The sequence below is a fragment of the Paenibacillus tuaregi genome (genome assembly GCF_900086655.1).
Lineage (GTDB): Bacteria > Bacillota > Bacilli > Paenibacillales > Paenibacillaceae > Fontibacillus > Fontibacillus tuaregi.
Genome location: NZ_LT575476.1, coordinates 1,335,150 through 1,347,566 on the forward strand (window position 1 = coordinate 1,335,150; position 12,417 = coordinate 1,347,566).

A 12,417-nucleotide genomic window follows, 5' to 3' on the forward strand; every position below is an offset into this window, starting at 1 on the left:
TAACATTATGTCAAATCCGTAAATTTATTGACCTTCGTTCATTAATGTGTGGATTTAATTTCGTTTTAATTGTATAATTTGGTCGACAGACCATGCTTTACATTTCTAAGGGGGATTATAAACATGAAAAAGACTTTTAAATTGTCGATGGTCATGCTGCTGGCTCTTACTGTAGTGCTTGCAGGATGCGGCAACAAAAAAAGTGAATCAAACAGCAACGCGGGTACTGAAGGTGGCAAATCCGAGGTCAAAATCGGTATGGTTACCGATGTGGGCGGGGTAAACGACAAATCGTTTAACCAATCTGCTTGGGAAGGTCTGCAGCAGATGAAAGCTGAAAAAGGGGTAGCTGTAGAGTATCTTCAAAGTACTAAAGCTGACGACTACAATACAAACCTGAATAAATTCGTTAAAGGCAAATATGCTTTGACTTGGGGTATCGGGATGAGCTTGGCTGATGCTGTTGGCAGCGTAGCTAAACAAAATAAAGATGCAAAGCTTGCGATTATTGACGCGGAAGTAGATCAGCCTAACGTTAAATCCGTAACTTTTGCTGAGCATGAAGGTAGCTTCCTGGTTGGTGTAGTAGCTGGTAAAATGACAAAAACTAATAAAATCGGATTTGTCGGCGGCGTTAAGCTTCCGGTAATCGAACGTTTCGCTGCTGGTTTTGCGGCCGGTGTTAAAGCGGTAAATCCAAACGCAGTTGTAACCAATAACTTCACTGGCGCATTTGACAAGCCGGATCTTGGTAAGACTGCGGCTGCAACTCTGTACAACGATGGCGCGGATATCATTTTCCAAGCTGCCGGTGGTACTGGTACAGGCGTATTTAACGAAGCCCTTGGACGTGCGAAGAGTGGTCAGAAAGTATGGGTAATCGGTGTGGACAAAGACCAATCCATTGAATTCCCGGACGTAACTCTGACTTCCATGGTTAAGCGGGTTGACGAAGCTGTAAAACGTGTGAGCCAAGAAGTAATTGACGGCACCTTTAAGGGTGGTCATGAAACTCTTACCCTGAAAGACAATGGTGTAGGTATCGCCGATACTTCCAGCAAAACAGTTCCTGCTGACGTGCTTAAAATTGTTGACGAGTACAAAGAAAAAATTATCAGCGGAGAAATCAAAGTTCCTGAGAAGTAAGATTTGCTAATTGCGCTATCCACAATTTTCGAGTTTCGCTTAAATGTAATATAGGCTATATTTATAGAGCAAGGCTGGTTATTTAACTAGCCTTGTTCCCTTGTTAAACAAGGTATTTCAAAGTCCTGTCCAGACTATCTTTATGAGAAGGGTGATCTCATGTCAGCAGCGACTCCTGTTCTGGAGCTTAAGGGAATTACCAAACGGTTTCCCGGTATCGTAGCTAATGACTCCATCAGTTTAAAGCTTAACAAAGGTGAAATTCATGCACTATTAGGTGAGAATGGTGCCGGTAAATCTACCCTGATGAACATTGTGTTCGGGTTGTACCAACCAGATGAAGGCAGCATTGAAATGAATGGTCAGCCTGTGCTTATTGATAATCCTAACAAAGCCATCGATCTTGGGATCGGGATGGTGCATCAGCATTTCAAGCTTGTGGAACCGTTTACCGTCACTGAAAATATCATTTTGGGAATGGAACCTCGCAAGGGATTGAATCTGGACTATAAGACAGCAGCAGCCAAAATTAAAGCTCTCTCGGAACAATATGGACTTAAAGTAAATCCAAACGCCAAGATCCACGATATCTCCGTGGGTATGCAGCAGCGTGTTGAGATTCTTAAGACGTTGTACCGTGGTGCGGATATTCTTATTTTCGACGAACCTACTGCGGTTCTGACACCCCAAGAAATTTCCGAACTTATGGAGATCATGCGCCGGCTGGTGAATGAAGGCAAATCCATCATTTTGATTACACATAAGCTTAAAGAAATTATGCAGATTTCTAATGTGGTTACCATCATCAGACGGGGCAAGGTTATTGATACGGTGAAGACTTTCGAGTCAAGTCCGCAGGAATTGGCAGAGAAGATGGTCGGAAGAAACGTAACCTTTAAAGTTGAGAAGAAGCCTGCTGAGCCTAAAGAGAATGTGCTTACGATTGATAATATTTCAGCCAAGAGCAAGGATGGAGTTCCTGTTCTTAATGGACTCAGCCTGAACCTCAGAGCAGGTGAGATTCTGGGTGTGGCTGGAGTAGACGGAAACGGTCAAAGTGAATTGATCGAAGCGATCACAGGCCTTCGCAAGGTGGACAGTGGGACCATCAAAATTTTGGATAAAGACATCACGAACCAGCCGCCAAGAAAGGTTATTGAAAGTGGTGTTTCCCATATACCGGAGGACCGTCACAAACACGGGCTTGTTCTTGACTTCTCTATGAAGGAGAATCTGGTTCTGGAGACTTATTACAAAGAACCTTATAACAAGAAGGGCTTCTTGAATTATGACGCCATTGGAAAGCAGGCTTCTCGCCTGATTGAGCAATTTGACGTTCGTACGCCGAGTATGGACACACTTGCAAGATCCTTGTCAGGTGGTAACCAGCAGAAAGCAATTATAGCCCGGGAAATAGATAAGAACCCGGACCTGCTGATTGCCGCACAGCCAACACGCGGACTTGATGTCGGAGCGATTGAATTCGTACAGCGCCAATTGATTGCCCAGCGGGATCAAGGTAAGGCCGTACTTTTGATATCTTTTGAACTGGACGAGATCATGAACGTTTCGGACCGCATTGTGGTTATTTACGAAGGGAAGATCGTCGGCGAAGTGTACCCGGAATCCACCAATGACCAGGAGCTTGGTCTTATGATGGCGGGCAGCACAGCAGGAGGTAAGGCACATGAGTAAATTGTACAAGATATTTACTGGAAGCATCGTTATTCCTCTGGTTGCCATTGTGTTTGGTCTGATCGTTGGAGCCATTATTATGCTTGTGGGCGGTTATGATCCGCTGCTTGCTTATCAGTCCCTGTTCGAACAGGTATTTGGGAATTTGTATGATTTCGGGGAGACGCTGCGTGAAATTACACCGCTCATTCTAACGGGTCTTGCTGTGGCTTTCGCATTCCGTGCCGGTTTATTTAATATCGGTGGGGAAGGACAATTTATTGTCGGCATGACGGCTGCAACTTTTGTGGGTGTAAAGGTAACAGGGCTTCCTTCAATCATCCATGCTCCGCTTGCACTTATTGCTGGTGCCCTGTGCGGCGGCTTATGGGCGGCCATTGCCGGATATCTGAAAGCGAAGCGGGGTGTGAACGAGGTTATCACCACTATCATGCTGAACTGGACGGCTTTGTATTTGGGGAACTACATTGTAAATGCATTTATGCTTCCAGAAGGAATGGACCACTCCGAAGAGATTCAATCTACGGCTTCTATCTCTATCCCAAGTCTGGTTAACTTCTTCAATGATGCCCGTATGCACTGGGGGATGCTGCTTGCCGTACTGGCTTCTGTGTTCTTCTACTATTTCATGTGGAAGAGCAAGCAGGGTTACGAACTGCGTGCAGTTGGTCATAACCCGAATGCGGCTGATTACGCAGGTATGAACGTTGGCCGTAACGTAGTAAAGGCTATGTTTATCAGTGGTATTTTCGCTGGTCTGGCTGGAGCCGTTCAAGTACTGGGCGTGTTCCACTATCAGTCGATTATGTCAGGTTCACCGGGGATTGGTTTTGACGGAATTGCGGTTGCTCTGATCGGTATGAATCATCCGTTTGGTATTCTGCTTGGAGGCTCTTTGTTCGGGATTCTGACCTACGGATCTGCCGGAATGAGCTTCGGCGCAGGAGTGCCGCCGGAATTGATCCGTATCGTAATAGGTTCCATCATCTTCTTTATTGCCGCACAAGGCATCGTACGCTGGGTGCTTAAACCTCTTTACTCCAAACGCAAGAAAGAGAAGGTGTTGTAAATGGATTGGGTAACTACATTAGGCCAACTTGTAAATACAACGCTTGTATTTTCAACGGCGCTTATTTTTGCAGCCTTGGGCGGCATCTTCTCAGAGCGTTCAGGGGTAACCAATATCGGTATTGAGGGTCTAATGACCTTCGGGGCCTTCTCAGCAGCGATCGCAACTTATTATGCGGACCAAGCTGGCATGGGGGCAGGTGCTCCTTGGGTGGGCTTGATCGCAGCTATTATCACCGGGATTATCGCCTCACTCATTCATGCTTTGGCTTCGATTACTTTCAAGGCAGACCAGATTATCAGCGGGATTGTAATTAACTTTCTTGCGGCCGGTAGTACACTGTATCTCGTTAAGCTGATCTTCAACGGCAACGGGGAGACTCCGCTGCTAAAGGTTGTAAGCAAGTATCCGATCCCTGGTCTGTCTCAGATCCCAATTATCGGAGAAGGGTTGTTCAATAACTACCCAACCACGTATCTAGCCATTATTCTGGTATTCGTGGCTTATTATGTGCTTTACAAAACTCCATTTGGGCTTCGTCTTCGTTCTGTTGGTGAGCATCCAAGTGCGGCAGATACCGTAGGGATCAACGTCCGCCGGATGCGCTACATCGGCGTGATGATCAGTGGTGCGCTGGCTGCCCTTGGGGGAGCCACAGTTACTTTGACAACAACCAGTACTTTTGCGCATAACACCATTTCTGGTCAAGGTTTTATCGCGATCGCTGCGATGATCTTCGGGAAATGGAATCCAATTGGAGCGTTTGGAGCGGCTGCGTTCTTCGGCTTCTCTCAAGCGATCCGTAGTTATGTTACGCTGTTCTCCTGGTCGAGCCACATTCCGATGGAATTTATTTATATGCTTCCATATGTGCTGACCATTATCGTACTCGTTGCTGCGGTAGGGCGTTCCTCCGCACCATCAGCCCTGGGACAGCCGTACGATCCGGGCAAGAGATAATCAGAATAGATCTTCAAAGAACAAAAGCAGAGCTTCCAAATGGAGCTCTGCTTTGTTGTTTGAAGTTATAAGTTGAATTAATGATTTACACGTAAGGCAGACGTGTGAAATGTTCTTTAAGGTCGCTGTTGCTCCCAGACTTCTTGAATTCAGCCGTCCTCTTTCAAATCCAACGCTCGTAATGTTAATATTTGTCCGCTGCTATCACCTTTTGGGGCTACACATGCACTGTCTTAACCCTGCCTACCTGACCGTCTTCCAAGCGGACTTTGATTCCATGCGGATGGGTAGGAGAATTAGTTAGAATGTCCTTCACAACACCCCGGGTAAGCTGCCCGGTGCGCTGATCCTTCTTAAGCACGATGTCCACGGTACGTCCCGGAATAATGTTCTTGCGTTCTGTTCCATTCATAGCTGTGGGCTCCTTTTTCTGTAAATATCATTAACCATAACATACCCTTGTGGGAAACCAAAGCATACAGGCAGATTCGACTTGCCAATATGCACATCTTTTGCATATAATATTGAACATAACATATGGATCGGCTTGTTCTTAGCTTAAGGTCCGTGATTCATGACATGAAAATGCGATGATGGAGAAGAGTAAGCAGTGCCTCTATACAGGGAGGGAGCGCCGCAGATTGAGAGCGTTCCTACAGAATCAGGCTGTCTGAAGTTCACTCCGGAGCAGCGCCTTGAACCGGAACCTTAGGGTTCACACATTAGAGGCTGCCGGCCGACGAACCGTTATTTCGAAAGAGTGAGTGAAATATCTTCATATCTGTAAGTCATAATGGCTTAGCAGGGTGAGGTTATGGATCTAACAAGGGTGGTACCACGGTCTTTTCGTCCCTTACGGGAGAGAAGGCCTTTTTTTGTTGTCCTATACAGGTGCGAATACGCCTTAGGATACATGAGAATGGATACGTGGGTTCAAATATCGAAGGAGGGTCATACATGAAAGAACGTTTGGAATCGTTGAAAGCGGAAGCGTTAGAGCAGTTGAAGAATGTTGCGGATGCGGTACAGCTGAATGATCTGCGGGTGAAGTATCTAGGAAAGAAAGGAGCATTAACCGAAATACTTCGGGGCATGGGTTCTCTAAGCGCGGAGGAGCGTCCAGTAATTGGCCAGGTGGGCAATGTGGTTCGGGCTGCAATTGAGGAAGTTATCGAGCGCAAGCAGCAGCATTTCCAGGAGAAAGAGACGGAGCTGAAGTTAGCCTCCGAGAAGGTGGATGTTACTCTGCCTGGACGTCCGCTCCGCCAAGGCGGCGTTCATCCGCTGAATAAAGTAATTCAAGAGATCGAGGATATCTTCATCGGTCTGGGTTACCGTATTGCAGAGGGACCAGAGGTGGAGACGGACTATTACAACTTCGAAGCTCTCAACCTGCCGAAGAACCATCCGGCGCGGGATATGCAGGATTCCTTCTACATCACAGAGGACATCCTGATGCGGACCCAGACTTCCCCGGTTCAGGTTCGGACCATGGAAGCGATGAAGGGTGAAGTACCGGTCAAAGTCATTTGCCCGGGCAAGGTATACCGCCGCGACGATGACGACGCAACACACTCGTTCCAATTCAACCAGATTGAAGGACTGGTGATTGGCAAGGGAATTCGCATGAGCGACCTGAAAGGGACTCTGCTCCAGTTCACTCGGGAGATGTTTGGCTCCAACACGCAAATCCGCCTTCGTCCAAGCTTCTTCCCGTTCACCGAGCCGAGTGCGGAAGTGGATGTCACCTGTGTGAAGTGTGGCGGTTCAGGCTGCCGGATGTGCAAACAGACAGGCTGGCTGGAAATTCTGGGCTGTGGTATGGTTCACCCAAGAGTGCTTGAGATGGGCGGTTATGATCCGGAGGAGTATACGGGCTTTGCATTCGGTATGGGCGTGGAACGCATTGCGATTTTGAAATACGGCATTGATGATATTCGTCATTTCTACAGCAATGATCTGCGGTTCCTGCAGCAGTTTGCTCGATATTAATTAGCGAAGGGAAGGGACATATTCATGAAAGTATCAACCGAATGGTTGTCTGACTATATATCTTTGGAGAATGTGGTAGCGGAGGAATTGGCTGAGCAGATTACCCGCTCGGGGATTGAGATTGATTCCGTAGAGAAGAGAAGCCCAGGGGTAAGCCAGGTTGTTGTCGGGTATGTGAAGAGCAAAGAGAAACATCCGGATGCGGATAAGCTTAATGTGTGTGTGATCGATGCGGGACAAGGAGAAGATCTGCAGATTGTCTGCGGGGCGAAGAATGTGGATGCCGGTCAAAAGGTTCCTGTCGCACTGGTGGGCGCCAAGCTTCCAGGCGGTCTTGAAATCAAGAAAGCCAAGCTGCGCGGCGTGGCTTCCCAAGGTATGATCTGCTCTGCGAAAGAGCTCGGCTTGAATGAGAAATTTGTTCCCAAGGAGCAGCAGGAAGGGATTCTTGTCCTGCCGGAAGACACGGAGATCGGTGTTTCGATCAACGGCGTTCTCGGATTGGATGATGAGATTCTTGATTTCGATCTCACGCCGAACCGTTCTGACTGCCTCAGCATGCTAGGGGCTGCTTACGAGGTTGGAGCGATCCTTGGACGGGAAGTGAAGATTCCTGAGCCGGAGAAGAAGCTGATTGAAGTGGCGGAGCCGGCCAGCAGCCATATCCAGGTCCATGTGGAGGCACCTGATTTGTGCCACCACTATGCGGTACGATATTTTTCAAACGTAAAGATTGGGCCGTCCCCTCAGTGGATGCAGAACCGTCTTGCTGCAGCTGGAGTTCGCCCGATTAATAACATTGTAGATATCACGAACTATGTCATGATGGAATACGGCCAGCCGCTGCATGCTTTTGATGCGGATCAAATCGCTGGAGGCTCGATCGGCGTACGCCAGGCAGTTCAAGGAGAGACGCTGGTAACGCTAGATGGGCAGGAGCGCAAGCTTGAGGCTGGAGCCCTGCTGATTACGGACGGGGAAGACAAACCTGTTGGCCTTGCCGGTGTAATGGGTGGATTGAATTCCGAGGTTACAGATGCAACCGTGAACATTGTTCTAGAGTCCGCTTATTTCGATGGCGGGTCGGTGCGTAAGACTTCACGTCAATTAGGACTTCGTTCCGAAGCGTCCCTGCGGTTTGAGAAAGAAGTGGACCCAAGCCGCGTCATTCCAGCGCTTAACCGCGCCGCGTCACTGATTGCAGTATACGCCGGTGGAACAGTACACCAAGGAATTGTTGAGTCTGTTGTCCGCACTTCTGAAGAGAAAAGAATTGTGCTATCGCTGAACAAGCTGAACGGATATCTGGGAACAGACATTTCTATGCTTGAAGTGAAGACCATCTTCAATCGGCTGAATTTCGAAAGTGCCGAGCGAAGCGGTGAAATTGAAGTTCTGGTGCCAACACGCAGAGGGGATATTACCCGTGATGTGGATTTGATTGAAGAGGTTGCCCGTCTTCATGGGTACGCCAATATTCCTACCACGGCAATTGAAGGACCGACGACACCGGGGGCCTATACGAAGGAACAATTCCTTCGCCGGAGCTTGCGGAATTTGCTCACTCATGGCGGCTGGCAGGAAGTCATCAGCTATTCCTTCACCCATGAGTCGTCCATCGGGCTGTTCCCGGATCTTTCAGGCGGCAGCCGGGGATTGAAGCTGGCGATGCCGATGAGCGAAGACCGCAGCATTCTCCGCACGAGCACTTTGCCGCAGCTGATGGATATCGCCGCTTACAACCGTAACCGCAAACAGGATAATCTTGCTGTATTTGAGATCGGAAGTGTGTTCTGGACCGAGGAAGAACAGTTAACCAGACAGCCTAAAGAGCTTCCGGTGCTTGGTTTCTTATTAACCGGTCTCCGTCAGGAGAAGCAGTGGAATATCACTGCCGACAAGGTAGACTTTTTTGATCTCAAGGGTGCGGTAGAGAGTGTGACTGAATATCTAGGACTCAAAGAGAAGGTTGCTTACGTGGCGGACCGGCCAAGCGGCTTCCATCCGGGCCGTTCGGCTTCTATCTATCTAGAGGCCGGTGGGGAGAAGATCCGCATAGGTGTCATCGGACAGCTGCACCCTGATGTGCAGCGTCAGAAGGATCTGGATGATACTTACGTGGCCGAACTGCTTCTAGCTCCGCTGTATCAGTACTCAGACAGCACGATTGAATACCGGGAGCTGCCTAGATTCCCTTCCGTGGAAAGGGATATCGCTGTTGTGGTGGATGCTGATGTTGAAGCAGGCGCTCTGATCAAGGCAATTCAATCGGCTGCCGGAGAACTACTGGCGTCTGTTCAAGTCTTTGACGTGTTCACAGGTAGCAAGCTTGGTCACAACAAGAAGAGTGTGGCTATTTCCATGGTGTACCTTCACAAGGAGCGTACCCTGACCGAAGAGGACATTACCACCGTTCATGATCGTGTTCTGGAAGTCCTTGAACAAACTCTTGCCGCAGAACTTAGAAAATAGAAGGAAATTACAGAAGTCACATCGAATCTTGTATAATGGATTGAGTTGAAGAGTAACTATGTTGATTCATTCCCCATTACATGAAGATTTCATGTGACTTTTGTACAATTCATACAACAGGATCAGGCATAAGAATTGAAGGAGGTAACTCGCTTTGACTAAACCCGACAAAACCAGTGTTACCGTGGAGATTTACGGAACTTCTTATAAAATTGTTGGCAGCAGTGCTGATTATATGAAGCAGGTGGCCCGTCAAGTTAATGATCGTATGCATGCGATCGCCAGAGCGCACGCCTATTTGGATATTCCCCGTATCGCTGTTTTAGCGGCCGTACATATGGCAGAGGAAGTCCATAAGCTTGAAGCCTTGGAGAGAGAACTTGCAGCCTTGACCGAGCAGAAGAGAATGCTTGAACAGAAGCTGGATGATCAAGGAACCCAGTATAGTGAACAGCAGATTAAGCTGGGCACACTTCAGGAATCCTTCAGCCGTCTCCAGACGGAGAAGACAAGTTTGGAGGAATCATTGAAGACTGCGGGTGAAGCCCTAAAGGTTCAAGAGAGCGAAATGACCAAACAGGCGTCACGCATTCAGGAGTTAGAGAAGCAGCTCCGTGAAGAGCGCGGGAACAACAGCACTTTGGAAGAGAAGCTTAAAGCCGCGGAGCTCAATCTGGGCAGGGAACGTGAGAATCTCTCCAAGCTGAATGAGCAGCATAAACAATCACTCCGTCGGGAAGAGCAGCTGACTGCGGAGTCGAAGCGGACCAAGGAGCAGAATGCCCATCTTGAGAAGCAGCTTAACGATTCGCTTGAAGCTTCAAAGGCTGTCCAGAGCAAGCTGAACGGGCTGCAGCAGTCGCTTCAAGCGGCCAAAGCGCGCGAAGACAAGCTGCAAGCGGATTCAGCCAAGACCATGGAGGAAGCTGAGGCTTTGCGTAAGCTTGCCGAGAAGCGGCATGAGCAGATCAACCGGCTTGAAATTGAGCTGCTGGAGGCTGCAGAGCATAATGAGGCTTTGGAACAGGGGCTCAAGATTTCACAAGATGAAGTTGAGTCGTTGAAGGACCAGCTTGATAAGCATGGTAAAGACCGGCAGCAGCTTCAAGATGAGCTTGACGGGCTGCATAAGAAATATCATGAGCTGGAAGAGGCCCATGAGAGTCTGATTCAGCGGGAGTTGGAATCGGAAGAGGAACAACAGGCTCTTCAAGAGGAAGCGGGGCAGCTGAAGAAGCAGTTTGAGGAACTTCAGATGAGCCTTCGGGAGAGCCGGGAGCAGGTTCAGAACGCGAAGAAAGCTCTGGAGGAAGCGGAGAATCGTGAGCTTGAATGGCAGATCCGCTGTGAAAGTGCTGAGGAAAGCTATAATGCGCTCCGTGAAGCGGAATCCGTGCTTCAGCAGCAGCTTGAAGATTGGCAGCAGCAGTGTGCCGCGGCAGGAGATTCATTAAACGTTGCCACAGAAGAGAAGTCGAAATTGACTCAGGAGAAGGACGCACTTGCCGCTCAACTCGAGGAAATCGGCGGACAGTTTGAACTGATCTCACATGAATACAGACTGCTCAGCACAGAACGCGAGATGGAGCGTGAACGTATGCAGGCGATTCAGGAGGAGCATGGAAGACTGAAGGATGAGTATGCCAAGCTCCAGGCGGAATACAATGAATGGATTGAGCTGATTGAACAGGACCAGACATAGAAGGCTGCCTGGGTGAGCAGTTCCTTCTGGATATGAAAGTGTAATATAAAGGACACTTCATGAGACAATTGATTATGCCTAAACCCTAGTTCGAGGACATCCGAACATGGGATTGGAAATGCATAGTCGATGACTATTCCTTGTCTGCCTGTTAGTATCAGCATATAAACGAAGTCGTCTCAAGAGCAAGCCATCTTACAGCAGAATGGACGTTTTTTTGCAAAAAAAGTAGGCAGAGCGCCAGTTCAAGGGGTTATCCCTGGGCTGGCGCTTTGCTGTGTTCTTCGAAAGTTACTTTGTTGACTCCCGCCATACCAGGCATGTCTCCAGATATACTGTTTCGTTATGCCGATCAGGCTGGTCAATTCTGTTCAATAGCGATTCGACAACACGTTTACCCAATTCATAAGGGTAGGTATGGACAGTAGTTAGGGCTGGTTCAATTATTGCGGAATTTGGAATATCGTCAAAACCTGTAACTTCAATGTCAGCCGGAATGTTATACCCAAGACTTTTAAGAGAACGGATTACACTGATGGCAATATCGTCGTTTGCACACACAAAGGCCGTAGGCAGTTTATTCAAAGCTTTAATTTGTGAGGTCATCCAATCCACGGACAAATAAGGATTTGTATCTTCAAGCTGGATACTGAATTCACTACAGTCGCCCAAGCCGCTATGGGATAGGGCGCGAGTGAAGCCAAGCCAGCGTTCATAAAAGCTTCTGCAATGAGCTGCGTCTCCAATAAAACCGATATTCTGATGGCCGTGCTCTATCAATAACTGGGTAAGCTGATAAGTTGCCAATTCATTTTCCACCATTATGACGTCGTATTTGTGGAGTTCGAACAGGGAATTGGGCAGTGAATCAATAAAAACCGTAGGAATACCCGTGTTCAGTACTTTTTGCATATAAGGTTTATCAAAAATTTCAACGCTGATGATCCCGTCAAGATTTGACTGATGTACGTTGGCTGGCAGGATGCCTGATCGGATATCCTCTGGTTTCACCAGAGTCAGAATCAAATTGTAGCCATCTGCACTCAGACTTGTTTCAATCCCCCGAATCGTCTCGGAGTAAAAGCTGATCGTATTGATATCCCCCCTGGTTAGCAGAGCGATATTTCCCATTTTGAGTTTGGAGTAGTTTTTGTATTTAAGGTCTGCCGCTTTTTGAATGATTTTATCCCTCGTTTGCTCTGGAATTTGAGGGTGGTTATTAAGCGCTTTGGATACCGTATTTCGGGATAATCCAAGGGCATTAGCGATATCCTGAATGGTTACTTTCTCTGCCATATCATTTACTCCTTTAATAAAAGCAGTTTGTGCTTTTTTATCAGCTGCTAGTCAATATAGTAACACAAAAATGTGCATAGATATC

The 12,417-nt window shown here is 47.9% G+C and carries 9 protein-coding genes; 7 read left to right on the forward strand and 2 right to left on the reverse strand.

What is annotated here, in order from left to right; translation table 11 throughout:
• Window positions 1-123: 123 nt before the first annotated feature.
• The 4 genes from BN6628_RS06160 (at window position 124) to BN6628_RS06175 (ending at window position 4,870) form a co-directional block, all read left to right on the forward strand.
• A complete protein-coding gene (locus tag BN6628_RS06160; RefSeq protein ID WP_068615597.1) occupies window positions 124-1,146 on the forward strand; it encodes a BMP family lipoprotein in 1,023 nt (340 codons plus the stop codon).
• A gap of 159 nt (window positions 1,147-1,305) precedes the next feature.
• Window positions 1,306-2,841, forward strand: a complete 1,536-nt coding sequence (locus BN6628_RS06165) for an ABC transporter ATP-binding protein (protein ID WP_068615599.1) — start codon at window positions 1,306-1,308, stop codon at window positions 2,839-2,841.
• Window positions 2,834-3,910 carry an ABC transporter permease gene (locus BN6628_RS06170; RefSeq protein ID WP_068615601.1) on the forward strand — a complete coding sequence of 359 codons (1,077 nt, stop codon included), beginning with the start codon at window positions 2,834-2,836 and terminating at the stop codon, window positions 3,908-3,910. Before BN6628_RS06165 ends, BN6628_RS06170 begins: the two co-directional genes overlap by 8 nt.
• Entirely contained in the window at window positions 3,911-4,870 is a 960-nt protein-coding gene (locus BN6628_RS06175; RefSeq protein WP_068615603.1) for an ABC transporter permease, read from the forward strand.
• A 217-nt stretch (window positions 4,871-5,087) separates the two neighbouring features.
• Here the strand turns inward: BN6628_RS06175 and BN6628_RS06180 are convergent, their stop codons facing one another.
• Window positions 5,088-5,282 carry a YwbE family protein gene (locus tag BN6628_RS06180; protein ID WP_068615605.1) on the reverse strand — a complete coding sequence of 65 codons (195 nt, stop codon included), beginning with the start codon at window positions 5,280-5,282 and terminating at the stop codon, window positions 5,088-5,090.
• A gap of 545 nt (window positions 5,283-5,827) precedes the next feature.
• On the opposite strand from BN6628_RS06180, the gene pheS reads away from it, so the two are divergent.
• From pheS to zapA, 3 genes are all read left to right on the forward strand, one after another.
• Entirely contained in the window at window positions 5,828-6,862 is a 1,035-nt protein-coding gene (gene pheS, locus BN6628_RS06185) for a phenylalanine--tRNA ligase subunit alpha (RefSeq protein WP_068615607.1), read from the forward strand.
• A 24-nt stretch (window positions 6,863-6,886) separates the two neighbouring features.
• Window positions 6,887-9,334, forward strand: coding sequence for a phenylalanine--tRNA ligase subunit beta (pheT, locus tag BN6628_RS06190; protein ID WP_068615613.1), 2,448 nt, complete (start codon window positions 6,887-6,889; stop codon window positions 9,332-9,334).
• Window positions 9,335-9,488: 154 nt separating this feature from the next.
• Window positions 9,489-11,036 (forward strand): cell division protein ZapA, encoded by a 1,548-nt coding sequence (gene zapA / locus BN6628_RS06195; protein WP_068615616.1) that lies wholly within the window; start codon window positions 9,489-9,491, stop codon window positions 11,034-11,036.
• Between the two features lie 291 nt (window positions 11,037-11,327).
• On the opposite strand, the gene BN6628_RS06200 is transcribed toward zapA, so the two are convergent.
• Window positions 11,328-12,332: a LacI family DNA-binding transcriptional regulator gene (locus BN6628_RS06200; RefSeq protein ID WP_068615619.1), complete on the reverse strand. Its 1,005-nt coding sequence runs from the start codon at window positions 12,330-12,332 to the stop codon at window positions 11,328-11,330.
• Window positions 12,333-12,417 lie beyond the last annotated feature (85 nt).

Excerpts from the sequence above, each read along its gene's own strand:
- BN6628_RS06160 (WP_068615597.1), top strand. The coding sequence starts at position 124 with ATGAAAAAGACTTTTAAATTGTCGATGGTCATGCTGCTGGCTCTTACT.
- BN6628_RS06165 (WP_068615599.1), top strand. The coding sequence starts at position 1,306 with ATGTCAGCAGCGACTCCTGTTCTGGAGCTTAAGGGAATTACCAAACGG.
- BN6628_RS06170 (WP_068615601.1), top strand. The coding sequence starts at position 2,834 with ATGAGTAAATTGTACAAGATATTTACTGGAAGCATCGTTATTCCTCTG.
- pheS (WP_068615607.1), top strand. The coding sequence starts at position 5,828 with ATGAAAGAACGTTTGGAATCGTTGAAAGCGGAAGCGTTAGAGCAGTTG.
- BN6628_RS06200 (WP_068615619.1), bottom strand. The coding sequence starts at position 12,332 with ATGGCAGAGAAAGTAACCATTCAGGATATCGCTAATGCCCTTGGATTA.
- BN6628_RS06180 (WP_068615605.1), bottom strand. The coding sequence starts at position 5,282 with ATGAATGGAACAGAACGCAAGAACATTATTCCGGGACGTACCGTGGAC.
- BN6628_RS06175 (WP_068615603.1), top strand. The coding sequence starts at position 3,911 with ATGGATTGGGTAACTACATTAGGCCAACTTGTAAATACAACGCTTGTA.
- pheT (WP_068615613.1), top strand. The coding sequence starts at position 6,887 with ATGAAAGTATCAACCGAATGGTTGTCTGACTATATATCTTTGGAGAAT.